This window comes from Micromonospora sp. CA-240977 (assembly GCF_050942285.1).
In the GTDB taxonomy this organism is placed as follows: Bacteria; Actinomycetota; Actinomycetes; order Mycobacteriales; family Micromonosporaceae; genus Micromonospora.
This window is the reverse complement of the sequence record NZ_CP192055.1, coordinates 720,037-743,487: the sequence shown is the minus strand read 5'-3', so window position 1 is coordinate 743,487 and position 23,451 is coordinate 720,037. Positions and strand designations below refer to the sequence as shown.

23 protein-coding genes and 2 pseudogenes are annotated in these 23,451 nt (G+C 69.6%); 6 read left to right on the top strand and 19 right to left on the bottom strand.

Annotated elements, in window-relative coordinates:
* The first annotated feature begins 1 nt into the window (after window position 1).
* Window positions 2–685, top strand: coding sequence for a nucleotidyl transferase AbiEii/AbiGii toxin family protein (locus tag ACQPWW_RS03535; RefSeq protein WP_433129084.1), 684 nt, complete (start codon window positions 2–4; stop codon window positions 683–685).
* Window positions 686–1,368: 683 nt separating this feature from the next.
* Here ACQPWW_RS03535 and ACQPWW_RS03530 read toward each other — a convergent pair.
* The 4 genes and pseudogenes from ACQPWW_RS03530 to ACQPWW_RS03515 all read right to left on the bottom strand — a co-directional run bounded on the left by ACQPWW_RS03530 (window position 1,369) and on the right by ACQPWW_RS03515 (window position 3,634).
* Window positions 1,369–1,575: a nucleotidyltransferase family protein gene (locus ACQPWW_RS03530; protein WP_433129082.1), complete on the bottom strand. Its 207-nt coding sequence runs from the start codon at window positions 1,573–1,575 to the stop codon at window positions 1,369–1,371.
* A gap of 52 nt (window positions 1,576–1,627) precedes the next feature.
* Window positions 1,628–1,750: pseudogene (locus ACQPWW_RS03525) on the bottom strand (SitI3 family protein); the annotation flags it as partial.
* Window positions 1,751–1,797: 47 nt separating this feature from the next.
* The gene (locus ACQPWW_RS03520; RefSeq protein ID WP_433129080.1) at window positions 1,798–2,682 is read right to left on the bottom strand and encodes an aldo/keto reductase; all 885 of its coding nucleotides are present in this window, start codon (window positions 2,680–2,682) and stop codon (window positions 1,798–1,800) included.
* Window positions 2,683–2,695: 13 nt separating this feature from the next.
* Window positions 2,696–3,634 carry an NAD-dependent epimerase/dehydratase family protein gene (locus ACQPWW_RS03515; protein ID WP_433129076.1) on the bottom strand — a complete coding sequence of 313 codons (939 nt, stop codon included), beginning with the start codon at window positions 3,632–3,634 and terminating at the stop codon, window positions 2,696–2,698.
* Between the two features lie 79 nt (window positions 3,635–3,713).
* On the opposite strand from ACQPWW_RS03515, the gene ACQPWW_RS03510 reads away from it, so the two are divergent.
* On the top strand, window positions 3,714–4,727 hold the full coding sequence (locus ACQPWW_RS03510) for a LysR family transcriptional regulator (protein ID WP_433134108.1): 1,014 nt from the start codon (window positions 3,714–3,716) through the stop codon (window positions 4,725–4,727).
* A gap of 54 nt (window positions 4,728–4,781) precedes the next feature.
* Here the strand turns inward: ACQPWW_RS03510 and ACQPWW_RS03505 are convergent, their stop codons facing one another.
* Entirely contained in the window at window positions 4,782–6,275 is a 1,494-nt protein-coding gene (locus ACQPWW_RS03505) for an MFS transporter (protein ID WP_433129074.1), read from the bottom strand.
* Complete coding sequence (locus ACQPWW_RS03500) at window positions 6,272–6,469, bottom strand: hypothetical protein (RefSeq protein WP_433129072.1); 198 nt, start codon at window positions 6,467–6,469, stop codon at window positions 6,272–6,274. The genes ACQPWW_RS03505 and ACQPWW_RS03500 overlap by 4 nt, the downstream gene beginning before the upstream one ends.
* 122 nt (window positions 6,470–6,591) lie before the next feature.
* Here ACQPWW_RS03500 and ACQPWW_RS03495 point away from each other — a divergent pair, with 122 nt between their 5' ends.
* The 3 genes from ACQPWW_RS03495 (at window position 6,592) to ACQPWW_RS03485 (ending at window position 9,003) form a co-directional block, all read left to right on the top strand.
* Window positions 6,592–7,080, top strand: a complete 489-nt coding sequence (locus ACQPWW_RS03495) for a MarR family transcriptional regulator (RefSeq protein WP_433129069.1) — start codon at window positions 6,592–6,594, stop codon at window positions 7,078–7,080.
* Window positions 7,081–7,988: 908 nt separating this feature from the next.
* Window positions 7,989–8,576 (top strand): FtsX-like permease family protein, encoded by a 588-nt coding sequence (locus tag ACQPWW_RS03490; protein ID WP_433129067.1) that lies wholly within the window; start codon window positions 7,989–7,991, stop codon window positions 8,574–8,576.
* A 22-nt stretch (window positions 8,577–8,598) separates the two neighbouring features.
* Window positions 8,599–9,003, top strand: a complete 405-nt coding sequence (locus ACQPWW_RS03485; RefSeq protein WP_433129065.1) for a hypothetical protein — start codon at window positions 8,599–8,601, stop codon at window positions 9,001–9,003.
* A 152-nt stretch (window positions 9,004–9,155) separates the two neighbouring features.
* Here ACQPWW_RS03485 and ACQPWW_RS03480 read toward each other — a convergent pair.
* From ACQPWW_RS03480 to ACQPWW_RS03465, 4 genes and pseudogenes are all read right to left on the bottom strand, one after another.
* A pseudogene (locus ACQPWW_RS03480) lies at window positions 9,156–9,266 on the bottom strand (hypothetical protein); the annotation flags it as partial.
* Window positions 9,267–10,099: 833 nt separating this feature from the next.
* Window positions 10,100–10,705 (bottom strand): short chain dehydrogenase, encoded by a 606-nt coding sequence (locus tag ACQPWW_RS03475; RefSeq protein ID WP_433129063.1) that lies wholly within the window; start codon window positions 10,703–10,705, stop codon window positions 10,100–10,102.
* Window positions 10,702–11,634 (bottom strand): helix-turn-helix transcriptional regulator, encoded by a 933-nt coding sequence (locus tag ACQPWW_RS03470; protein ID WP_433129061.1) that lies wholly within the window; start codon window positions 11,632–11,634, stop codon window positions 10,702–10,704. The genes ACQPWW_RS03475 and ACQPWW_RS03470 overlap by 4 nt, the downstream gene beginning before the upstream one ends.
* A gap of 193 nt (window positions 11,635–11,827) precedes the next feature.
* Window positions 11,828–12,187 carry a hypothetical protein gene (locus tag ACQPWW_RS03465; protein WP_433129059.1) on the bottom strand — a complete coding sequence of 120 codons (360 nt, stop codon included), beginning with the start codon at window positions 12,185–12,187 and terminating at the stop codon, window positions 11,828–11,830.
* 515 nt (window positions 12,188–12,702) lie between these two features.
* Between ACQPWW_RS03465 and ACQPWW_RS03460 the strand changes: the two genes are divergently transcribed.
* Window positions 12,703–13,038 (top strand): hypothetical protein, encoded by a 336-nt coding sequence (locus tag ACQPWW_RS03460; RefSeq protein ID WP_433129057.1) that lies wholly within the window; start codon window positions 12,703–12,705, stop codon window positions 13,036–13,038.
* Window positions 13,039–13,072: 34 nt separating this feature from the next.
* Here ACQPWW_RS03460 and ACQPWW_RS03455 read toward each other — a convergent pair whose 3' ends face one another.
* The 9 genes from ACQPWW_RS03455 to ACQPWW_RS03415 all read right to left on the bottom strand — a co-directional run bounded on the left by ACQPWW_RS03455 (window position 13,073) and on the right by ACQPWW_RS03415 (window position 23,409).
* On the bottom strand, window positions 13,073–14,548 hold the full coding sequence (locus ACQPWW_RS03455; RefSeq protein WP_433129055.1) for an aminotransferase class V-fold PLP-dependent enzyme: 1,476 nt from the start codon (window positions 14,546–14,548) through the stop codon (window positions 13,073–13,075).
* Window positions 14,538–15,839: an amino acid adenylation domain-containing protein gene (locus ACQPWW_RS03450; protein ID WP_433129053.1), complete on the bottom strand. Its 1,302-nt coding sequence runs from the start codon at window positions 15,837–15,839 to the stop codon at window positions 14,538–14,540. The genes ACQPWW_RS03455 and ACQPWW_RS03450 overlap by 11 nt, the downstream gene beginning before the upstream one ends.
* Window positions 15,836–17,044, bottom strand: a complete 1,209-nt coding sequence (locus tag ACQPWW_RS03445; RefSeq protein WP_433129051.1) for a cytochrome P450 — start codon at window positions 17,042–17,044, stop codon at window positions 15,836–15,838. The genes ACQPWW_RS03450 and ACQPWW_RS03445 overlap by 4 nt, the downstream gene beginning before the upstream one ends.
* Window positions 17,041–17,271, bottom strand: coding sequence for a phosphopantetheine-binding protein (locus ACQPWW_RS03440; protein ID WP_110568593.1), 231 nt, complete (start codon window positions 17,269–17,271; stop codon window positions 17,041–17,043). The genes ACQPWW_RS03445 and ACQPWW_RS03440 overlap by 4 nt, the downstream gene beginning before the upstream one ends.
* The gene (locus tag ACQPWW_RS03435) at window positions 17,249–18,346 is read right to left on the bottom strand and encodes a hypothetical protein (protein WP_433129049.1); all 1,098 of its coding nucleotides are present in this window, start codon (window positions 18,344–18,346) and stop codon (window positions 17,249–17,251) included. Before ACQPWW_RS03435 ends, ACQPWW_RS03440 begins: the two co-directional genes overlap by 23 nt.
* Window positions 18,339–19,670: an MFS transporter gene (locus tag ACQPWW_RS03430; RefSeq protein ID WP_433129047.1), complete on the bottom strand. Its 1,332-nt coding sequence runs from the start codon at window positions 19,668–19,670 to the stop codon at window positions 18,339–18,341. The genes ACQPWW_RS03435 and ACQPWW_RS03430 overlap by 8 nt, the downstream gene beginning before the upstream one ends.
* Window positions 19,667–20,854 carry a condensation domain-containing protein gene (locus ACQPWW_RS03425; protein WP_433129045.1) on the bottom strand — a complete coding sequence of 396 codons (1,188 nt, stop codon included), beginning with the start codon at window positions 20,852–20,854 and terminating at the stop codon, window positions 19,667–19,669. Before ACQPWW_RS03425 ends, ACQPWW_RS03430 begins: the two co-directional genes overlap by 4 nt.
* A gap of 279 nt (window positions 20,855–21,133) precedes the next feature.
* The gene (locus ACQPWW_RS03420) at window positions 21,134–22,423 is read right to left on the bottom strand and encodes an MFS transporter (RefSeq protein WP_433129043.1); all 1,290 of its coding nucleotides are present in this window, start codon (window positions 22,421–22,423) and stop codon (window positions 21,134–21,136) included.
* Window positions 22,424–22,641: 218 nt separating this feature from the next.
* On the bottom strand, window positions 22,642–23,409 hold the full coding sequence (locus ACQPWW_RS03415; protein WP_433129041.1) for a 3-keto-5-aminohexanoate cleavage protein: 768 nt from the start codon (window positions 23,407–23,409) through the stop codon (window positions 22,642–22,644).
* Window positions 23,410–23,451 lie beyond the last annotated feature (42 nt).

The following is a 23,451-nucleotide window of genomic DNA, read 5'->3' as shown; positions in this document are numbered from 1 at the left end:
GGTGGACCCCTTCCACGAACGCCTCGCTCGCACCGGGCTCGGGGCGGCTGATCGATACGGCTTCGCTCTGGCCGGCGGTTACGCGGTTCAGGCCGCCGGGCTTGTAGAGCGGTCCAGCGAGGACGTCGACCTGTTCACCGCCTGGGACCGCCGCGAGGAGTTCACCACTGCGGTCGCCGCCGTCGTGCACGCCTACCGAGACGACGGCCTGACCGTCGAGACCGAGCGGCAGTACGACACGTTCGCCCGGCTGGCCGTCACCGACGGTGTGCGCGTTTCCAAGGTCGAACTCGGCGTGGACTGGCGTGCCAACGAACCGATCCTCATGGCGATCGGACCGGTACTCCACCCTGACGACGCGGTCGCGAACAAGATGAGCGCACTCTACGGGCGAGCGTTCGCTCGTGACTTCATCGACATCGACGCCGCGCTCCGATCCGGCCGCTACACCCGCGAAGCCCTCCTCACCCTCGCGCAGCGCGCCGACCGCGGTTTCGACCGGCGCGTCTTCGCTAACGCCCTCGGACAAGCCACCCTGCTCGATCCCGACGACTTCGCCCAGTACGGTGTCACCGGCCGAGCGCTGGACGATCTCCGTAGCCGATTCGCCGAATGGCGCCGCGAGCTGCTTGATGAGGAGGAGCCCGCCGGGGATGACCCGGCTCCCGACTCGCGGCAGCGTTAAGCCTGCACGCTCAGGACCCACAACGTTCCAGCTGATCTTCGGCAAGCGATCGCAGCAAGGCCGCGAAGCGACCGGCACGCGCAGGCAGAAAGCAGAAAGCCGCAGGTTATCGGCCTGCGAACACCGGCGGAGCGTCGGGTTAGGAAACCGATGCTCTATCCCCTGAGCTACGGGGGCGCGAGGGCCTAGTCTAGCGACCTGGGGGTTCACCTGGGGTGGCAGGGAGTGGCCCACAATCACCCACGTCACCCGGACCGCCGTTCTCCAGCACACGAGCACACCCGGAGCACACGAACCCCGGTTTGCGACCGGCGATCGGCCGCAGTGACCCGCGTTGGCACCGGTTCACCCCGGTTGGCATCCGCTGGAGAGCACACACCGCGCACATCATCCAAGATCATGCGGGCTGCCATCTCCCCCCGGCCCGGGCGTCGCCGGCTCGGCAGGAGATGGCTTCGGCAGCGGCCTTCCCGGCTTCGAGTGCCGGCTCAGGGCATGACCCGAGACCCGGGTCAGCGTTCGGTGGGCGATAGCGGGCGAGTCGTTGGCGGGAGACCCGCGGGCTGACCCTGGTGGGATTGCGCCGCCACGCCCCGTCGACCAGGTCGTCGAGGCCGTGCGGCGCGCAGACCCGTCTCGTCATGGGCGTCGAGGCGTACGGCCACGGCGGTGGTGTCCTCAGGCTAGGTAGCGACCACGTCGGCGATGGTCCGCGACGGGGCACCAGGTCGCCGCCGATCCGTCGCCGGACACCAGGCGTGCACGGTGGCGTGCTTCTTCGCCTCCCACGGCGGGTTCGACCAGGCCGCCACCAGCCGCCAAGTGGCCTGGTCGTCGTTGTCGCGGCTCAGGTCCGTCGGGTCGAGGAAAGCGACGTCGACGTCGCGCACCGACGGGTGGAAGCAGCATCGTCGTCAGCGGGTCGCCGCGCGCTGGGCTCCTTCATTGGGTGATGAGGTCGTCTAGGCCGTAGTGGCTCCACCAGGTAGGCCGGTGTCTGCGGAGTTTGCCCCCGACGCGGGCCAGCAGCAGCCAGTTGCCGTTCTGGACCAGAGCCGCGTCCTCCCAGCCGTCCTCGGTCAAAGTCGGCAAGCGACGCCCCGCGACCCACCTCAGCCCGGCAGAGCGTCCTCAAGCTGCGTCAGATCCTCCGTGCTCAGCGTGAGCTCCGCGGCATGCGCCGAGTCGGTAATGGAGGTTGGGCGGCTGGCTCCCGGTACTGGGAGCACTGCCGGGGAGCGGGCGAGCAGCCAGGCCAGCGCGATCTGCTGCGGGCTGACGCCGCGCTCGGCTGCGATGCGGTGAAAGGCTGTGCCCGCCGAGGTCGGGCCGGACGGACCATCGAGGGAACTGCGGGAGATGCCGCCCAGCGGGCTCCAGGGCAGAAAGGTCAGCCCCAACTGCGTGCTCAGCTGCAGCGCGGGCTCGCTGGTGCGCAGGGCAGGCGAGTACTGGTTTTGCACGGAGACGAGTCCGTCGCCGAGGATCGCGTGTGCCTGGTGGATCTGAGCGGTGGTGACGTTGGAGATCCCGGCAGCGCGGATCGTGCCGGCGTCGAGCAACTCGCGCAGGGCGCCGACGGACTCTGCCCAGGGTACGGCCGGGTCCGGCTTGTGCAGCTGATAAAGGCCGATGGTCTCGACGCCCAGGCGCTTGGCGGAAGCCTCGGCGGCCCGCTTGAGGTGGGCAGGAGTGGCGGTGACGGTCCAGCTACCGTCGCCGGGGCGGCTGCGGCCGCCCTTGGTGGCGACCAGGACGCCGGAGGTGTCGCCGCCGTAGCTGGCCAGGGCGCGGGCGATCAGGAGCTCGTTGTGGCCCACCTCGTTGGCGTGCCAGTGGTAGCTGTCGGCAGTGTCGATGAGCGTGACGCCGGCGTCGAGGGCGGCGTGGACGGTGGCGATGGCCCGCGCCTCGTCCGGGCGGTGCTCGATGGACAGCGGCATGGCGCCCAGGCCGATGGCGCTGACGGCAGTGTCTGCGATGGTGCGGTACTGCATGGTGACTTGATCCTCAGGCGGTAGGTGACGGCTCGGTGGTGAGGGCTTCGGCGACGGCGCCGGGCAGCCAGTCGGCGGTGCGGGAGAAGGAAAAGCCCAGCTCCTTCGCGCGGGCGTTGCTCATGGCGTAGTAACGGTCGAAGGAGAACGGCGAAGCCTCCTCGCCCGCCGGGACGGTCCGGTAGACGGGCCCCCGGCCGGCCCGCATGGCGATGATCGCGGCGAGGTCGTGTACGTCGAGCGGGCCGTCGGAGCAGGCGTTGATCGGACCGGTGAAGTCGGCTGTGGTCGCCCACAGCAGCAGGTCCGCCAGCTCCTCGTAGTGGATGAAGACAGTGGGCAGCGCCTTCGTGTGCACAGTGATCGCACGACTCCCGGCGATGCGCTCGACGTAGTGCGCCAGCCGGCCGGTGAACTCCTGCGCACCGCCGCCCAGCACGTGGGCGCTGCGCACTGAGGCGAACTCGACGCCGCCGACGCGGGTGAAGACGGCCTCCGCCTGCCGCTTGCCCTCGGCGTAGTGCGCCTCCACGTACGCGTCGTCGTGCCAGGGCAGGTCCATTGCCACCAGCCAGGTGGCCGGGTCCACGATCTCCTCCGGCACCGGCGTGCCTGCTGGCACAGTCGGCAGCGCGGCGGTCGCGGGGTCGTAGACCTCGATCGTGGAGGTCATGACGTAACGCCGGGTGCGATCGGCAAAGGCGCGGGCGGCGATAGCGGCCTGCACCGGGGTGTAGCAGACCTGGTCCACCACGACGTCGAAGGTGCGGGCGTCGAGCGCGGCCGTCAGGGCGGCCTCGTCGTTTCGGTCGACAACGAGGTGCTCGACGCCGACGGGTGGCGGGGTGGAGCCGCGGTTGATCACAGTGACCTGGTGGCCTGCGGCCTGCAGCCGCTTCACCAGGAGCTTTCCGAAGTACCGACTTCCGCCGATGACGCAGATCTTTTGCATGCCCCCATCCTGGCGACCTATTGTCATCAGCAGAAGGCCCGGCTTACTGGATGCGTATTAAGGAAAACTGTTGATCGATGTGCAGCGGCTCCGCATCCTGCGAGCGGTGGCGGAGCACGGCAGCTTCAACCAGGCGGCCACGGCTCTCCGCCTTACCCCCTCGGCCGTCTCCCAGCACGTGGCCGTCCTGGAGCGCAGCCTCGGCGCCCAGGTCGTCGCCCGCAGCACTCGCGGCGTCACCCTCACACAGGCCGGCCAGATCATGGTCGGCGCCGCCGAATCCGTCGCCGCAGAGCTCGCACACGCACAACGGCAGGTCGCCCAGCTCAGCACCGGCCGTACCCTACTCACCGTCGCTACCTTCACCAGCGGTGGCAGGATCCTGCTGCCCGGTGCCCTCTCCCGGCTCATGGCAGCGCATCCCGGCACCGTGCTCCACATCAGGGAGGGCGAACCCGAGGACACCCTGCCGCTAGTCCGCCAGGGCGCCGTGGACCTCGCCCTCGCCTACCACTTCGACGGCCCGCTACCCGTAGGACCAGGCCTCAGCTCCAGCCTGGAGTGGACGCCGCTCCTGGAAGACCCCCTGCACGTCGTCCTGCCGCAAGGGCATCGACTCGCCAACCGCAACGCGCTCGACCTCGCCGAGCTGGCAGCCGAACCCTGGGTGCTCGGCTGCCTGAAGACCGAGGCATATCTGCGCCGCTACGCCGAGCGCGCCGGCTTCGATGCGGAAGTGCGCGGCACCACCACCGACTACTTCTTCGCCCGCTCTCTCGTCGCCGCAGGCATGGGAATCTCCCTGATCCCCTCTATTGCGCTCGTCCCGGAGATCCTTGGCCTATGCGCCGTCCCGATCAAGTCGCCAGGCCCGATCCGGCACATCGGCGTCGCCGCAATCAGCCGTAGCGATCGGCCCCACGTCACGACGCTCATCCACGCCCTTCGCGAGCAGGCGAAGCAGCAGCACAGGGGCGTTGATGCCGCCACGGGCAGCCCCCGGCCGAACGCCGACCGGACCGGCGTTTCAGAGGTGGTCGCTCGCGAAACACTCGACGGCCCGGCGGCTCACCTTCAGCGATCTGTTTCATGAGTTGTTGCAAACGACTGGACGCCTGAACCGCCTCGACCATTACCCCGGTCGGGCTCAGCGGAGTGCCGAGGAGACCGTTGTCGGTGGTTGGATTGACTCCGGCGGGCCGGTTGGGGCAGAGGGTTCCTCGACGAGTGGTACTGGCCCTGCCGGCAAGATTAGTGCCAGCAATGCGGCCATCAGGTAGAGCCCGATCACAATGATCAGGCCGAGCACCGCCGAGCGCACCAGCCCGTGACCGTTGTCGATTTCACCGAAGTAAACGGTGCCGATCAGTGCTACTCCGGTAGCGACGCCGACCTGGATGGTGGTGTTGATCAGTGAGGATGCCGCGCCCGAGAATCGTGCCGGTATCTTGGCCAGGACGATGGTCATCAGGGTGCCGGCCACCATCGCCATGCCGAGTCCGGCGATGAGCATGCCGGGGATGAGTTGCCAGGGGTGCAGCGTGGTGCCGTAGCGTTGCACCGCGGCGAGTACCAGTGTCATGCCGGCGGCCATGACGAGGCATCCGATGATGACGACCTTACGTCCCATGGGCATGAGTTTCGGCGCGAACGCGGAGCCGATGCCAACACCAACGGTGAACGGAATCATGGCCAGGGCGGTGCGCAACGGTGTGTATCCAGCACCGCTCTGCAGGTGCACGGTCAGAACCAGGGTGTAGGCGGTGCCGGCGAAGAACAGCACCGAAACCAGCAGCCCGCCGATCGCGCCACGGTGGCGCAGCAGGGCCGGGTCGATCAGTGGTGTTTCGCCTCGGGCTGCCGCAGCCCGTTCATAGCGGGTGAACAGCCACAGCAGCAGCGGGCACGCGGCCATGAGTGCGATGGTCCACCATGGCCAGTTCAGTTCGCGGCCCTCGACCAGGGGATAGAGCAGGGCGAGCAGGGCGGCGGTGGCTATCGCCGTGCCAGGCAGGTCGGTAGTTGCCGCGTGTTCGGCGCGGGACTCGCGGGCCAGCACGGCGGTGCTGATGAGGGCGGCGATCCCGATGGGGATGTTGACGAAAAAGATCGGCCGCCAGCCGAGGCCGAACAAGTCGGCGTCGAGGAGTACACCGCCGAGCAGTGGGCCGCCGAGCCCGCCGAGGGCGAAGGTCATCCCGTACATCGCCATCGCTTTGGGGCGTTCCGCTTTCGGGAACTCGACCTGCAGCATCGACAGGACTTGGGGCACCATGAGTGCTGCCGACGTGCCCTGCAGGATTCGTGCGGTGATCAGCATCCCAGGGCCAGAGGCGACACCGGCCAATGCCGAGGTGAGGGTGAAGCTGGCGAGCCCGAGCTGGAAGATGCGGCGGCGGCCGTACCGGTCGCCCAGGCGACCGCCACTGATCATCGCTGTAGCGAAGGCCAGGGTGTAGCCGGCCACTGACCATTCCAGTTGCGTCGAGGACGCATGCAGGTCGTGTTGCAGCGATGGCAGTGCCACGTTGATCACGGTCGAGTCGACCATGTCGATCAGCACGGCGAGTAGCGTCACGCCGAGCGCGGCCCAGCGCCGCGAGCTGTACTGTGCGGCCGACGCGGTTGCTGTCGCGGTCATGCTGCACTTCCGGGGGCCCACTGATGCAGGGCGACGACGGGAATCGGCCGTGATGTCTGGTCTTGGTACGTCGAAGCCGGCGCCAGCGCCAGGGCGGCCCCCTCGAACGGGCCACCCACCCGTCCGCCGGTGGCATCGAACTCCTCGACGATGCGCTGGTTCCAGATCTGTACCGCGGGCTCATTCTCGGCCATGGCACGGTCCTCTGCTCGATGTGCGACCTGGGCGTGCAGGTCGGTGTTGGGGCGGCGACCTGGTAAGTTCAGGATCTAAAGCTATTTTGCTTTGCAAGCAAAGCTAGTTTGAGGTTGGAGTCATGTCAACTGGTCACCGCACGAAGGTCGGCCCGAGCGTCGAGGACGGGATCCGCACGCTGCTGCTGCTGATGCCCCGCATCGTCGCGCGCATCAAACGGTCCAAGATCCCCGACGAGCTCCAGTCGTTCTCGCTGGCTCCCCGCCACCTGTCCCTACTGGCCTACCTGCTCTTCGACGGGCCGATGGGTGTTAATGAACTCGCCGCCCGCCTAGAGGTCGCTCCGGCCACGGTCAGCCTGATGGTCAGCGAGCTGAGCCGCCGAGGGGTCCTCGATCGGCGCGAGGACGATGCCGATCGCCGACGCACGATCGTGAGCATCGCCGAGCAGCACCACCCGGCGGTCGACGCTTGGCTTTCCAAGGGGGCCGAGGCATGGCGCAAAGCCCTACAGCCGCTGACCCCGGCGCAGCGCATAACCGTCATCGACGCCCTTCAGACATATGAGCGCGAGCTTTCCACCCCCGAGAGCAGCGGCACCGCCCGTTGATCGCTGACAGTCCCACCGCCGCCAAACACGGCATGGACGCACTCGACGTGCTCAAACAGCTCTTCACCACCGGACCGTGGATGCCCCCAGCTCACTCAAGCTGAATACGTACCAGCCCTCGCTGGCGAAGAACGCGCGCCGGCCGGGCGACCAGTGGCTGGGGCTGTTCCAGGCCCACACTGCCGGCACTCGTCGCCCTGGCGGCGTTTGTGCCCGCCGTCCGGGCGCACCCCCTTTCGCCCGCCGAGGCGATCAGTGCCGGCAGCTCACCACGGGCCGGGAATGGGACGCGGGATCCAGCGTCGGCTCGCCGGTATCCGACTGCCGCACCCGGTCACCCTCGGGGCTGCGCCTGCCGTTCGCGCGACCGGGTCGGACCGTCTTCACCGTCGTGGCCGTCCTGCTCGGCGTGACACCGTTACGTTCGCGACCGGGCTGGCTGACACGCTGACCCGGATCTCCACGATCGAAGACCGGGTCTCGGGGCAGATCGGGGTCCGGCCGTCCGACGGCCGGACGCGGATCGCCGCCGAAGGTCAGGCTCCGCCCGCGGTGCCGACGGCCACCACCACTCGGACCGACGCGCAGGTCGAGCAGCTGCTGCGCGGGCTGCAGGACGTCGCCCGGGTGACCGCCATCTTCAACCTGCCGGTCCCTACCCTCGGGCAGACCCAGCCGCTGACCGTCAACTTCGTCCGCGGTGACTTCTCGTCGATGGGCTACCAGGACGAGCTCACCGCCGGACGCTGGATGACGCGGGCGGACGAGACCGTCGCGCCGTCGGAGCTCATGCGCGATCGCGGACTGAAGGTCGGGGACAAGCTCACCCTGGAGCTCGGCGGACGGCGGACGGTGCTGACCGTGGTCGGCAAGACGATGGACGGCGTGCCTGGATCGCCCGGATATTCGTGGACTGGCGCGTCCTCACCGATTTCGCGCCGGACCGCGTCGTCAAACCAGACGAGGTGTACTACCAGGTCCAGCTCAACTCCGGTGGCAACGTCGCGGCGTACGTCGCTGCGGTCAAGGCGGCCGACCCGGCAATCGATGCGTGGGACACCTCCCAACTCAGCGACTTCGCGGTGACCGTTATCGGCTTCTCGTCGGTGCCCTCGCTACTGCTGTCCACCGTCGCGGCCCTCGGCGTCTTTAGCACGGTCGTGCTCAACGGCCGGGAACGCCGCCGCGATCTCGGCATGCTCAAGTCAATCGGGATGACGCCACGCCAGGTCGTCACGATGGTGCTGACGTCGATGGCCGTCGTCGGCGTGGCCGGCGGAGTGCTCGGCATCCCCCTGCCACCTGATGATCCCGACGAAAGGCAACCAACCCACCCTGTTCAAGCAGCTCAAGACCCTGCCCTGGCCGGAGATCCCGATCAGGGACCGCCGCCGGCGGCGGACAGCCCGGTCCAGGGTCGACCTCAACCATCCCCAAAGTTCGCGAGGTCACTCAATCTAGCCGTTGACAAGTTGCGTCGCATGAGCCAATCTTGACATTGACAAGATTGGAGACCCCATGTCCTCGGCAACTCTCACCACCGCCGGCATCCTGCTGATCACCGTGGTCACCGTCGCCTTCGGCGGTCTGACCTTGCTTGCCCACCTCGCCCGCCGTAAGGCCGGTTACCTCGACAATCCGGTGCGCCGCGGCCTCTGGACCGCCGGCCACGCGCACGCGGGGGTGCTGGTGCTCTTCGCGCTGGCCGCACTCCCCTACGTGGACCAAGCTGACGCGTCGAACGGCACTCGCACCCTGATCCGGTGGCTGCTGGTCGCGGCACCGATCCTGATGCCACTCGGCTTCTTCCTCTCAGTGGCCCGGCCGCAAGATACCCGGCCCAACAAGCTGATCTGGCTGACCGTGGCCGGCGGCGTCAGCGTGAGCGCCGGTGCGCTACTCCTCGGCATCAACCTGCTCTGAGCAACGCAGACGTCCGGTCTGCGGCCCGTCGCACAATCACGCGCCCTCGGTATTGCGGTGAGCAGGGCCGCCCCGCCGTAGTCGATGCGAGCTTGGACGCGTTCCGTGGGTGGCAGGTGGACGCGGGTTGCGATGAGCAGGAGGGCGATGGCGCCCAGAGGCAGGTTGACGTAGAAGGTCCAGCGCCAGCTCAGGTAGCCAGCGAGCAGGCCGGCGACGAGCGGACCGCCGACGTAGGCGACCGGCATGATCACGCCGATCATGGACTGTAGGCGGCCGCTCTCACGCGGTGGTAGGTGTACGCCGATGATGGCGCGGGCTACGCCGACTCGCCGACCGCCTCAGCGACGACTTCATCGCCGGCATCGTCCTCTACACCGGAACCTCCACGCTGCCGTTCGACGACAGGCTCCGCGCAATGCCAGCCAGTGCCCTGTGGCGAGTTGCCGCCCCGACAGCAGACTGGTCTCGCTCTCTTCGCAGGTCGCTCCCGTCAGGTGATGGGCTCACCGATCACCGAGCCATCTGGTTCGCTGATCTTCAGCAAGCGACCACAGCAGCACCCCGCTGCGACCGGCAGACATGGGCGTGAACCGAAAAGCCGCAGGTCATCAGCCTGCGGACATGGGCGGAGCAGCACGTTAGGAAACCGATGCTCTATCCCCTGAGCTACGGGGGCGCGAGTGGCCAGTGTAACGACCTGCGGATCAACCCGCGCTGGCAGGGAGTGACCCTCCGCTGGTGACCACCACGCGACCACATCACCAAGATCGATAAAGGCGCGTCGGCAACTGACTCTGTGTCCGGCGCCATCAGTTCGGAAGAGCGCGCTCAGCCGATCGTGTTGCCGAAACGCCTGTTAGTGGTGGCGGAAGGGGCGTGCGCCTAGTGCCCGCTCCAGCGGTACGGCCACCACCGAGACGGCCCCCGTGGGTCGCGCCGTCGGCAATCGCGACCCACATGCTGCGCCGGTTCGACAGTCCGGGACCTCCGCACCAGGCCGGCCCGAGCGGACGCCTACTGGGGACTGCCGGCTTAGCCCAGCGCGTTCAGCCGTGATGATCGTGACGACGACGTGTAAGGGCGAGTCGCGTGGTCATCCGTACGCCCGGATGATGCGACCGGTGTCGTCACCTTCGACGCAGCGCAGGTAGTGGCCGACGAGTTCGCCCATCGGCACCGGACGCATGCCGGGGAAGTGTTCGGCGAAGGCGTCGAGGGAGTCGCCGATCATCGTGGGGCTGACCACGTTGATCCGCATACCCCGCGGTAGCTCGATCGCGGCCGACAAGCCGAAGCTGTGCAGGGCGCCGCTGATGACGCCGCCGCCAGTGACGTGCGGCCATGCTTGGTCGGCGAAGATACCGGACGTCAGGGTGAAGGAGGCGCCGTCGGCGCAGTGGTGCTGGCCGGTGAGAACCAGATCTGCCTGCCCGAAGAACTTGGCTCGCATGTTTTCCAACAGCGCGTCGGATGTCAGCGTCGTGAACTCGTCGAGCGCGCCATGCGCTGCGATGCTCACGACGCTGTCGACCGCCCCGACCTCGCGGTACATGGCCTCGATGGTCGAATGCGAGGTCAAGTCGACGTGGACGTCACCTGAGGATCGTCCGGCCACGACAACGTCGTGTCCGCGCGAGCGCAGCGCGGGCACCAAACGTCGTCCGATGGTGCCGGCGCCGCCGACGACGACGATCCTCATCGTGCTTTCTCCTTCCGGGACAGGATTCCTGGCGCGATGCGTCGTTCGAGGCTCTGTGCCAGCAAGGTGAGCGCGTCGGCGTCAGACGTGCCGGGACGCGCGTAGAACAGGCCGATCTGCTGGTCATCGTCAGGCAGGGTGACCGTCTCGTTCTGCAGAGTCACTCGCCCGACGACAGGATGGCCGAGTTCTCGTAGGTAGTACGAGCACGTTCGGACGGGGCGCCGCACCCACATTCGCGCGAACTCCGGGCTGTCGACGGCGAGTTGGCCGACGAGCTGTTCGAGCTCTGGGTCGGCCGGGTGCCGCGCAACCGCCTGATGCAGGGCCGCGACAGTGACCTGTGCCTTGGCGTGCCAGTCGCAATACAACGCGCGGTGGTGCGGGTCGAGAAACAGCATTCGGGCGATGTTCGGCCGAATCCGCATGTCCGGAGCGTCGACGTCGACATGACCGGCCAGCAGAGCGTGTCCGAGGCGGTTCCACGCGAGGACGTCGGCGCGGTGATCGATCACGATCGCCGGTGTTCCGGGCATAGCGGCGAGCAGTTCACGTACTGATTGCCTCAGCTTGCTTCTACGGGTCCGAGGACGAGTCGGTCGTCGCGGAGCAGCAAGGATCCGCAGATGTTCGTGCTCCGCCGGAGAGAGCTGCAACGCTGCGGCCAACGCGTCGATGACGGCGCCAGAAGCGCTACCGCTGACCCCCTGCTCCAGTCGCGTGTAGTAGCCGATACTGACCCCGGCGAGTTCGGCCAGCTCTTCCCTGCGCAGTCCGGGGACTCGCCGACGAGTAGCGCCGGGCTCGATACCCGCAGCGTCTGGCGTCAGGCGTTCGCGTCGGCTACGCAGAAAGCCGCCGAGATCGTTCGCTCCTTTGTTGCCCACCAGCCCATCGTCGCGCCGATCGCCGATTTCTGCCTGCCCCAAACAGGGATACCTTCGCGGACCTCCGTGTGTCACATGCTTCTCTCATAAACGGTCCTTTGCGCGAGCAAGATCAAGAATGGGCCGCCGATCCCGGTCAATCCCGGATTCGTTCTCAGAACCTGCTCTCACTCAAAAGTGGGAAGGACTTGTCCTGGACAAACAGCACCAGGCCGCTCGCGTTCCTGAGCACCGTTCACCGATCGTGGTGGATGTCGTGCGCGGAGATCCGCTCCCGGATGGCCTGTCGCTGCGGGTCGTCGGTGTCGTCGAGCAGGTCGAGGGCTTCCCGGCCCCGGCTGACAGCGTTGTCGTGGTCGCCGACCCCGCGGAGGGCCTCCGCCAGTACGGCGAGGGCGCGTGCCTGGCGTAACGGGTCGCCCAGCTCGGCGCCGACGACCCGGGCGAGGGTGGCGTCGGCCAGCGCGTCACGGTGCCGACCCAGGCGGAGCTGGGCCTCGGCCGAGATGGTGAGGGCGTCACAACGGACATTGACCCAGCAGGCCGGACCGACCGGCGACCACACGCGGATCACACCGGACGGGTCGGCGACCATGATCGTTGACCTCGATTGACCTGAAGTGGCACGGATTGACCGGGGGTGACCTCCGCTGGAGACCACACGGGGACCACATCACCATGATCAATAAGAGCCCGCCAGCCGACCCTCGTTCAGTATCGCAGCCGCCGATCGCGATCCTCGGTCGACGTGGTGTGTCTGGTGGTCTTTACGAGTTCGCTGCTTCGAGAATGGCGGTGAGACCGTCAATGGTTCGCTGCGCCTCGGCTTGGTCGGTCTCGGTCGTCCATCCTTGATGCCGGGGTCCGCCAGGACCGGCCGCGAAGCGCAGCGCTCGAGCGCAGACGTGGCAAGGGCGGGCACTGGATCGAACAGAGTCGCTGGGCTTGGTTCGTCGGACACTTGCGCAAGGCCGTGCTGTAGGTGCTCGCCGCCGGGAAGGGTAGCGGCCACGAGCGCTGCCGCCACGACTACTTGGTCGGGGAAGTACTCCCGGTCGCGGTTGGTAACCGTACGACCTGCGGGTCTCCCCCACCGCGAACCCGGCGCAGGTGCTCACGGTGGTGCGCGCCTGCGCCGGGCTGCTCGCCGCCGCAGTCGACACCACCGGGTCGGACGCGCGGGCCTGGCACTGGGGCCCCTGCGACCCGGCCGGTTTCGCCGCGATGGGCGTGGCGGAGACCCTGCTGCACACCTACGACATCACCGTCGGCCTCGGCGTGCCGTGGCAACCACCACAGCCGTCGAGCTCGATGGTGCTGCGCCGGCTCTTTCCGGACGCCCCGGACGGCCCCGCACCCGACGTGCTGCTCTGGTTGACCGGCCGGGGCGAGCTGCCAGGCCGGGCGCGGCGCACCTCCTGGAGCTGGCGGGCCGCAGTCGACTGACTCGCACCTCAGCCGGCTGCGGCGAGCCGGGCGCTCAGCACCGGATCCGTGGTGCCAGCCGGACGTCGGCGGGACCGTCCCGGTCCAGGTAGGTCGACTCGCTGAAGGCCAGGAAGCGTTCCGCGTCCGTCACGGTCGAGGCCAGCCCGAAGGAGACGCGTACCGCCCCGCCGGTCGGCAGCCCCAGCGCGACGAGATGCTGGTCGATCGTCTCGACGTGCGCGAGGTTCGTCCGGCGCAGCAGCCCACGACTGATCCCGAAGGCGGCCTCGGCCGAGCCCGGATTGCAGAAGCAACCCGTCCGCAGGGCGAACCCGGCGGCCGAGGACTCGAACGCGACGAGCCGCTCGTCGACGAGCGTGCCGTCCGGGTAGCGGAAGTTGAACGCCACGGTGCCACCCCGGGCATCGCCCGTCGACGGCCCGTAGACCCGGACCAGCGGCTGGCCGTTGCGGTGCCGCAACGCGGTCAGCCGCTCCAGCAGCCAGCCGGTGAGCAGGCTGACCCGGGTGTGAACGAGGTCCACGCCGATCGAGTCGAGCCAGCGCAGCCCGAACTCCACATCGGGGATGCTGAGGAAGTTGAGCGTGCCGTCCTCGAACCCCGTCTCGTCCCCCATCGGCTGATGCCAGTCACCCTGCACACTGACCGCCCGGATGGTGCCACCCGCGAACCAGGGGCGGCGCAGCCGGGTCAGCGCGGCACGTCGGGCGAGCAGCGCCCCGACGCCGGTGGGGTAGCCAAAGAGCTTGTACCAGCTCAGGCAGACGAAATCCGGCCGTACGACGCTCAGGTCCAGCCGGTTCGTCGGCGCGAACGCCGCGGCGTCGAGCAGCACGTCGTACCCGTGCTGCTGGGCCAGGTCCACCCAGCCGAGCGGATGCTGCACGCCGGTGAAGTTGCTCTGCGCCGGGTACGCGAAGAGCCCCGCCGGCCCCGACTCGGGCGACCAGGGACGGCCGACCGGCCCGCCGTCGCGCGCGGCCAGCGCGGCGAGCACGTCGGCCACGGCCACCCGCAGGTCAGGCCCGGCTGGCGGCACGTAACGCACCGGCGAGCGGGCCGCCCGGGCGTACTCCCGGATGCCGTTGACGGAGTTGTGGTTGTCCCAGGTCAACACGAGCGGGCGGCCCGGCCCGAAGCCGTACGCCTCGCCCACCAGGCGGCATGCGCCAGTGGCGTTGGGCGTGAAGATGACCGCGTACTCGCTGGGGTCGGCGCGGAAGAAGTCGAGCACCGCCTGCCGGGCCGACTCGACCAGCCCGCCGCTCGCCTCGGAGGTGGGGTTCTCCGAGTGCGGGTTGCTGTACAGGCCCGCGAGCAACCGGTCGTGATGGGCCATGACCTGTGCCTGTGCGGCCACCCCGGCACCCGTGTAGTCGAGGTAGACGCGGCCGTCGCGGTCGAGGTGCCGGTACTCGGTGGCACGCAGCTCATCGATCCGGGCGGTGCTCGCGTAGGCGGCCGTCACCGGGAAACGTGCCGCGGGCGCGCGGGGCTCAGCCGTCATGTCGAGGGGGGTCGGACCGACTCAGGGCACGCCTGTCGAGTTTGCCGTTGGGCAGTGTGGACAGCGACTCCACCTGCTCGAACACGGTGGGCACGGCTACGGCGGGCAGCCGGTCGAGCAGATGTGCACGCAGGGTTTTCTGCTCCACCGGCTCGCCACAGACGACGTACGCGACCCCCCGGTAGGGGACGGCGACGCCAGCGAGGAGCACCGCCGGGTGGGCCATCAGCGCGTGCTCGATCTCGGCTGGCTCGATCCGCATCCCACCAATTTTAAGCTGCTCGTCGACGCGTCCGTGGTACCGCAGCAGGCCGTCGGCGCCCATGCTGACCCGATCCCCGGTGCGGTACGTCGGCGTACCGGACACCACGCCGGGCGAGGAGATGCACAGCTCGCCGTCGTCGATCGAGACCGTCGTGCCGGGGATCGGACGGCCGATGGGCACCGGGTCCTCGCCCACCGCGCAGCGGTGCACGGTGCTCCAGACGGTGCACTCGGTGGGACCGTACTCGTTGTAGAGCGTCGCGGCGGGCATCCGCTCGTGGTGCAGGTCGACCAGGCCGGGCGGACAGCTCTCGCCGGCCACGATCACGGTTGTCAGGCTGGGCACCGGCGAACGCAGCACCAGGCGGTACAGGGACGGCACCATCAGCGTGTGGGTGGGCCGGTGTGCGGCGCCGGCCCGGACGATCGCCCGCACGTCGAACGGGCGGTCGCTCGGGATGACCAGGGTGCCTCCCGTGCACAGCGTCCAGTAGATGCCCGCCACGGAGCTGTCGAAGGAGATGGACGAGCACAGCATGAACCGCTCGGGCGGGTGACCGTAGTACTCCAGCCGGGCCCCGGTCGAGTAGCTCAGCGCCGCCCGAGTCACCGTGACTGCCTTCGGCACGCCGGTCGAGCCGCTGGTGAACAGCGTGTACGCATCCGGCCCGTCCTGCCAGTCGAAGCGGACCGGACGCAACGTCGCCAGCAGCTTCTCGGTGAGCGTGACGTGCGCACCGCTGCCGGCGGCCATCAACTCGCGGCGGGCGGCGGGGAACGCCGCGTCGATGGGCACGTAACGCGCGCCCGCTCGCAGTACGCCGAGCATCGCCACGATGGCCCAGCCGGACAACCGGGTGTGCACGATGACCGGTTCTCCGACGGCCACCCCCTGCTGCGCGAGATGGGCGGCGACCGCACCGCTCAAGCCGTCCAGGTCGGCGTACGTCAGGGACTGCTCGGGATCCACCACGGCCAGCGTCTCCCGGCGTGAGCGCAGCTGGCCGGCCAGCCCCTCGGGGATCACCGCCGACCGGCCTGGACCGGCATCCGCTTGATCCCGCTCAACCAGATCGACCGTACGCGCTCGACCTCGCCGGCCGATTCGAAGGAGGAGAAGGTGGCGAAGAGTTCCTCGAAGAAGACGCGCAACGTCAGCCTGGCGACCGCCGCCCCCAGGCAGTAGTGCCGCCCCTCCCCGAAGGCCAGGTGCCGGTTCGGGTGACGGTCCGGGTCGAGGGTGTCGGGATCGCGGAAAACGGACTCGTCACGGTTTGCCGACCCGAGCCACACCACGACGGCGTCGCCCGCCGCGACGCGGACGCCGCCGAGGGTGGTGTCGCTCGTCGCCAGTCGCATGAAGTGCCCGGCCGGTGAGGTGAACCGTAGCGCCTCCTCCACCGCGCGGCCGATCCGCTCGGGTCGCCGGGCCCAGTCCTCGTAACGCCCGGTGCGAATCAGCTCGGCCAGGACCGCGCGGGGCACGTGTGGGAAGGCCGCACTGGCGCCGAGCAGCAGGCTGTAGCAGTTGGCCACGATCGCCCCTGCGCGCAGCGGCATCGCCCCCAGCAGGTCCACCAGGTCGCCGCGCGGACGCCGCCGGTGCGACATCACCAGGTCGAGCAGGTACGCGAACAGTTCCCGGTGTCCACGGTCGAGGGTCGCGGACGGCCCGCCCGGCAGCATGACATCCGGGTCCTCTTCGGCCACCGACATGGACACCCAGCGGGCCAGGGCGGGCCAGTCCGCCGCCGGGATGCCCATCAGCGGTCCCAGGAAGGCCATCGGCAGGGCGGAGGTGAGCGAGGCGAAGTCCAGGAGCCCGTCGGCGGGGCCGAGCATCTCCCGGACGAAGGAGCGGATGGCCGGCTCGTGTCGGGCTACCGCCCGTGCGGTCAGCTGCCGCTGCAGCGGCCCCCGGATGAGGCCGTGCCGCGGTGGGTCGCTCGCCGCGAACTGCTGGTTCTGCGCCGGTTCGGGCCGGCCGAGCATGGTGAGCACCACGCCACCGGTGGAGGTGAACCGGGCATGGTCGGCCAGGACGGTGCTGACGTCGCGGTGGCGGGTGACGGCCCAGAAACCTGACCTGTCCTGCACCGGTTGCCAGCTCACCGGATCCCACCGGCGCAGCAGCCGCCACGCGGCGTGGGGGTCGCCGCCGCCATGCAGGTCGGGGTCGGCGAGGTCGACCCGCCCCGGAGGGCGGGCGTACCCACACGGCGGGGTCCTCATGCGGCCAGCACCTCGTCGACCAGTTCGGCGATAGTCGGCTTGAGGAACAGCACCGCCGCGTCGACCTCGACGCCGAGCTGATCGTAGAGGTCCATCAGCAGGTCGGCGGCGAGCAACGAATCGCCGCCGAGGGCGAAGAAGTCGTCGTCGACACCCACCGGTGTGACGTTCAACTTCTCGCTCCAGAGCCGGGTCAACATCGTCTCAAGCTCGCTGCGCGTCTGCACGGATCTCCTCCCAACTGTCGATGAATCGACCGACCAGCGCCTGCATGTCGGCCTCCCGGTACGCGCGGCGGTAGCGCACGCAGGTGGTGTAGGCGCCGCCCGCGCCCGGCTCGAGCCAGAACGTCATTCCGTTCACGGGCAGCAACGGCCCGCCCAGCCCGAGCCCCGGCGGGATCGTCAGCGGCTCGATCCCGGCGCCCTCCGGCACCTGGATCACCTCGAACTGGGCCAGGCCCGGCCCGCCGTCGGCGAACAGCGCGTCGGCCTGCGGCACCGCGTCCAGCAGCACCGGGAACGGGATCTCGTGCGCGTACGCCTCGGCGAACGCGCGGTGCACCGCGCCCACCGTCGGCGTGCGGAGCCGTACCGGCAGTGCGTTCATGTACAGCCCCACGGTGTCCCAGTCGGAGCGCTGCCGGCCGTGCGTCAGCACGGGGACGACGGCCTCGCCGGGGCTGAGCGGGCCGAGGGCCTGCGCGAACGCGGTGAGCAGGACGACGAACGGGGTGCTGCGCACGCTCCGGGCGACCTCGGCCGCCTGCTGCTGGGTGATGCCGCTCGGCGTTCTGATCTCGGCCGTGACCTCGTCGTCGCCGGAGCCCTGGCCCGGGACCAGGGCCGGTACGTCGGCGAGCATCTCCCGCCAGAACGGCACGGACCGGTTGACCCGCTTGGGCGCCGGAGTCGACGTGCTGCCGTGGTAGGAGGGGGCCGGCCCGGTCCGCGGCTTCAGCACCTCGCGCAGCAGCAGCCGCATCGACCAGGGGTCGGACACGTTGTGGTGCGCCACGAGCAGCAGCTCGCGACCGGCCAGGTACGCCCAGAGCAGGCATTTCGCATCGGGCGGGTAGCGGCCCGCGGCGGCCGCCGCCCACACGTCGTCGACCGTGTGCAGCGGCACCGGCCCCGCCCCCAGCACGGGGTGCCGGGCCAGGATCGCGTCCAGGGTGTCTCGCAGGGCGGCCGGGTCGGGTTCCGCGGGCAGCCGGAGCCCGCCCAGTGCGACGAACCGGTCGGGGTTCGCCGGCCCGCCCGTCCAGGAGAGAATGCGCTGGCCGAACGGCTGGTCATGCACCTCGTACACCTCCGATGGCCGTGCCGGCCGGGTCGACCGGCGCCCGCTCACGCGGCGCCGGGAAGCTCGTCGTCGGCTGCCCGCCGGCTGGCTCATCGGCCTCGTCGGGCAGGTCACGCCACCGCCGCAGCGGCGAGAAGTAGAGCAGCAGGCCGGACGCCCACACTCCGACGGCCGCGATCCACAGCGTCGGTCGCACCCCCAGCCAGCTGCCCAGCAGCCCACCCGCCAGGGCGCCCACCGGCATCACCCCGAAGATCACGAAGCGGACCGACGCGGTCATCCGCCCCAGCAGCTCGGGCGGGCAGACCCGCTGCCGGTAGCTGACCGCCGCCGAGTTGAAGATGGCGAAGACCACTCCCATCCCCGCCATGCCGACCGTGTAGGCGGCCGACCCCCAGCCGGGCTGGGCGGCCGGTACGAGGAGCACCGTCCAGCCGATCGCCAGCGGGGCGATCCAGATGATCCGGGCCGTGCCCACCATGCGCGCCAGCCGTGCGGACGCCAGGCCGCCGATGATCCCGCCCAGCGTGGTCAGCCCCATCACCACACCGACCATGCCTTCGCTCAGGCGCAGGTCGCGTACCAGGTACAGGACCGACAACGCGAAGAGCATCTGACTGAACAGGTTGAACGAGGCCGCGGCCGCCACCAGACGCGGCATGACCGGGTGGCGGAACACGAAGGACAGGCCGTCGCCCAGCTCGCGGCGGAAGTCCCGGCGCCGCGCCACGGCCGGCCGCTGCTCGGCATCACGGATCAGCAGGAGGGACACGGCGTTCACCACGTAGGCGATCGCGTCGACGCCCACGGTGCGCGCCACGCCCAGCGCCGACACCAGCGCGCCGCCCACGCCGTACCCGGCGATCCGCGAGACCGAGTAGGTGGTCGTCAGCTTGCCGTTGGCGTCGATCAACTGGTCCTTGGTGACGATCGACGGCAGGAAACTCTGGTGTGCGGTCTCGTACAGCACGGTGCAGACGCTGGTCAGCAGCGCCACTGTCCACAGTTGCGCCATCGTGACCCAGCCGGCCCACGCGCTGACGGCGACGGTGGCCACCAGCCCGGCCCGCACGAGGTGACACACCACCATCACCCGGCGTTTGCGCATCCGGTCCACCCACACCCCGGCGGGCAGGGAGAGAACCAGGTAGGCCACCATCCGGGTGGCGCTGAGGACACCGACCTCCACGGCGGAGGCGTCCAGCACGGTGACGGCCAGCAGCGGAATGGCCAGCATCGAGACCGCGTCGCCGACCTCGCTGAGGGTCTTGCCCGACCACAACACCATGAAGTCGCGGTGTCGCCACAGACTGTCGGTCATGCCGCGTCCTTGACCGCGCGCAGCAGCAGGTCGGTCATGGTGCTCAGGAAGCGCTCCACCTCGGGGCGCCCGTACCCGCTGCGCATCACCCGCATGGTGAGCTGCACGTACGGGTACACCTCCGCCAGCACGTAGAAGCTGGCTCCGCTGTGCGCGCGGGGAGCAAGGAACTCGATCCGCCGGGGTTCCGGATCGGACGGCGCCGGATCGGCAGCGGCGTCGGCCGGCGCCGGGATGAAGGTGAAGAAGGTGCCGTGGTCGAAGTCCGTGGCCTCGACGGCGAACGGGTCGTACACGCCGTGCTGCAGGGCACGCGCCGCCGCGACGTTGACGTCGCGGGCCAGCGGGCGCAGCGGCCCGTCGGGATCGCACTCGACCAGCATGGGCACCAACTGGGTCATGGAGGACACCAGGCGCCGCACCGTGGGGTCCATCCGGTTCGAGGACAACTGCCACAGCAGCTGGTCTGGCCGGCCCGTGGTCGTAACCAGCGCCTGCACGTACACCGTCAGCAGCAGGGTGGGCAGGGTGACTCCCAGTTGCCGTGCCGTGTCACGGACCGCGCCGTACGGGATGCCGGTGTGTGCGCACGCCCGCACCATGGGACCCCGGGACACCGGCACCTTTGGTACGGCGGCGACGATCCGTCGGCGGTAGTCGCCGGCCGCGACCAGTTTGGCCCGGAAGACGTCGGAGCGTTGGCGTTCGGCCACCTCGCGCGGCGTGGGGGCATCGGCGGGACGGTCACCGCGCAGCAGTGCGTGAAAGTCGGACTCCAGGATCCGCACCGCGGCACCATCGGCCGCAATGTGGTGGATCAGCACACGGACCTGCGGTGTTCCGCCGTCGTCGGGGGTACGCACCCAGGCCCGCCACGCCGGCGCGTCGGCCAGGTCGAACGGGTCGCGAACGGACGCCTCGGTGAACCGCACGATCGGGTCGGGCAGGACCACCTGCCGTACGCCGCCGGGATCATCGGCCGCGCGGTACACGGTGCGCAGCGACTCGTGCCGCACGGCCAGCGCGGTGAGCGCCTGCCGAACCTGTTCCTCGGTGGTCCCGGCCGGAGTCGACCAGGTGAGGTCCAGGTTGGACTCCCACAGCTGCTCCGGGGGGCGTACCGAGAGGGCTCGCCACATCGAGAGCTGACCCATGGTGAGCGGGTGGTCACCCGAATTGTGCATGCCTTCTCCAGCGTCGAGGGGTGGGTGGGTGGGTGGTCGCCTGGCCGGCGACCACCCACCGCGCTTCACACGGCTCTCACTTAACGCAGTCGTCCTTCCGCATCTCCCACACCTCCTCTCGGCGCAGTGGTCGGTCTCCTCCGGCCATCAGGTGGTTCCGGAGGCGCTCCAAACGAAATGGAGCGTCACGGTCAGGTCCAGCTGATGCCACGGTTGCGGACGTTGCGCATGCGCTTCCCCTCTCCCGTAGGTGGCGGCCCCCGTGCCCGCCGGGTGATCTCAGCGTCGGCCGCGGCTCGCTTCGGCGGTAGGGCTGTCGGCGTTCGAGATCGTTCGGCCTTGTTCGACCGGAGACTCGAACATCACCGGCGTGGAGACAGGCTGCCGCGGCCACCGCGGTACGAAGGCGAGGACCGCCACCGCGCCGGACATTCCGCTGAACCCGATCACCGTGGTGGCCGACCAACGGTCGGCGGCCAGACCCGCCAGGACCATCGCCGCCCCCTGGAGCCCACTGAGGCCGGTGATGGCCACCCCGAACGCGCGTCCCCGGTACTCCGTCGGCACCGCCCGGCCGAACAACGCGTTGAGCGGGATCGCGAAAGCGCTCGCCGCGCCGGCCAGCACCAACAGCAGCAGCATCAGCCACAGCGGAGGCACCAGCCAGGCCACCGTCAGCACCCCGCTCGACACCGTGGCCAGGGGCAGGATGAGTCGTGGCCGGGCCGCCGGTGGGCAGAACCGGGTGAGGGCGACTCCGCCGACGGCCATCCCCAACGGCGCCGCCGCGAGCAACAGGCCGACGATGCCGGCGCCACCGCCGTACTGCCGGGCCAGCGGTGCCATCAGCCCTTCGGCGGCGTAGGTGAAGGCGCTGGCCGTCCAGAGGACGAGCACGTAGGACCGCAGTCGGGTATCGGTGAAGATCACCCGCAGGCCGATCGCCCGGCCACGGCGGGTCGGGTTCGATGGCGGTTGGGGCGCGGGCCGGGACCGCACGCCGATCGCGATCAGCAGGGCGGAGATGAGGAACGTGCCGGCATCCACCAGCAGGGCGCCGCGCAGCGACAGCAACGCCACCAGGCTCCCCCCGACGGCGAAGCCGACCACCTGCACGACCTGGGCGCAGATGTTGTCCACGCCGTTGGCCACGGCGTAGCGGTCACCGTCGAGCACTTCCGGCATCAGCGCCGCCCGCGCCGCCACGAACGGTGGCCGCATCAGGTTGACCACGAAGAGGAGCACCACCAGGGCCGGCGCGGGGAGGACCGGCAGCGCCGCCAGCGGGATGAGCGCCGCGCGGCCAAGGTCGCACGCGATCATGACGGTTCGCCGGGGGAACCGGTCGGCGAGGCCGGTCAGCAGCGGTCCGCCGGTGAGCCAGGCGAGGTAGGAACTCGCGTAGCCGGCCGCGGCCAGGGCGGCGGAGCCGGTCTCGGTGAAGATCAGGTACGCCACGGTCACGGCCGTGAGCTGGTCACCGGCCAGAGACAGCAGGTACGCCCCGAACAGGTGGCGGTATTCGCGCACCGCGAACACCTCGGCATACGTCGCGGCGCGCTCGGACACTTCGCCCCCGGTCGGGTCCCAGCGCCCGCTGTCGTCAGGGCGCTCGGCCCAGACCGTAGCCGCGCTGGCGTGGTCGGGGCAGCGACCAGGCGTTCGGATCCGTTCGGATCTGTTCGAAACGAGTTCGGACGGCCGACGGGGCGGTGTCGCCCGTCGTCGGCCATTCGGGTGCTGACGGCGAGGATTCGGATGGCCGGGCGTACGTGCAGCACGAATCTCTACTGCCGTGATGACGCGGCGCCGGTCCAAACAACCAGTGCCTGTCGCACCAGGTCAGCATTGTCGACGACCGGTTCGCCAGCCGGACCGACGACGGCGTCTTCCAACCCGATGCGGGTGGGTAGCCCCAGCCGGCCAGCGTGGGCTACCAGCGGCCAGCACGCTGAGTTCTCGCCATGCAGCAGCCGCGGTCCGGCGATTCCGAGTTCGTCTAGGCGGGCGAGGATGGCGTCGGCCGTAGCGGCGGCCGTCTCGGCCACACCGTCGATAACCTCCACCAGGATGCGGGTCCAGCGGGCCGGGCCGGCGGCGGCCAGCGTCTGAGCGTCGGTGGCTGACCACACCCCGGCCTCCACCTCGATCCCGACCCGGTGCAGCGCCTCGACCAGCTCAACGAATCCGGTCTCGCTCACATTGACAGAAGCGAAATCGGGCCGTGCCGCCAACGGCAGGTCAGCCCAGCGAGCCACCATCGCCAGTCGCCGACCGACGTCGCCGTCACTGATCCACAGCCCGGTGGTTACCCCCACCGGCACGCCTGGACAGGCCCGGCGCACTGCAGCGACAGATGCGCCCACGTCATTGGAGTGCAGCGACTGCGCGCCGACGCGGTCACGTGGATGCAGATGCAGCGCCTCAGCGCCAGCGGCCACCGCACCGGCCGCCTGCGCGGCAAGTTCGCCGGGCGTGATCGGCACGGCCGGGTGCTCGTCGGGACGCCGGCCACCGTTAAGGCATGCCTTGATCCGTACAATCTCCGATCGCACGAAGCCCCCTTCCACCGGCGGCCCTCACCCTATTGGAGGGGC